Source organism: Actimicrobium sp. CCI2.3, from assembly GCF_035019065.1.
In the GTDB taxonomy this organism is placed as follows: domain Bacteria; phylum Pseudomonadota; class Gammaproteobacteria; order Burkholderiales; family Burkholderiaceae_D; genus Actimicrobium.
The window spans coordinates 1-281 of sequence record NZ_JASJWR010000106.1 but is presented as its reverse complement, the minus strand read 5'-3'; the positions used below and the strand labels follow the sequence as shown (position 1 = coordinate 281).

Annotated in this window: 1 protein-coding gene; it reads left to right on the top strand. The window is 62.6% G+C overall.

Going from position 1 to position 281, the window contains the following annotated elements:
• On the top strand, positions 1 to 281 hold a 281-nt coding region (locus tag QN370_RS20635), incomplete at both ends, for a transposase (RefSeq protein ID WP_323581836.1).

The following is a 281-nucleotide window of genomic DNA, read 5'->3' as shown; positions in this document are numbered from 1 at the left end:
GATCTGTGGGCTGCAGTGCAGACGCATGACGTGGTGCCGGAGGCGGTGCGCCTGTTCGACGAATTTGACTACCGTGCCCGATCGTGGCCGCGAGCCTGGCGCGTGTTGTTGAAGGCCGAAGTCATGGCGCTGGGCCAGAACTCGCGTTTCATCGTCACATCGCTGCCGGGCCTTGATGCCGGCACGCTGTACGAGGAGATTTATTGCGCGCGCGGCCAGGCCGAAAATTACATCAAGCATCTCAAGGGCGACCTTGCGGCCGACCGCACTTCCTGCACCAG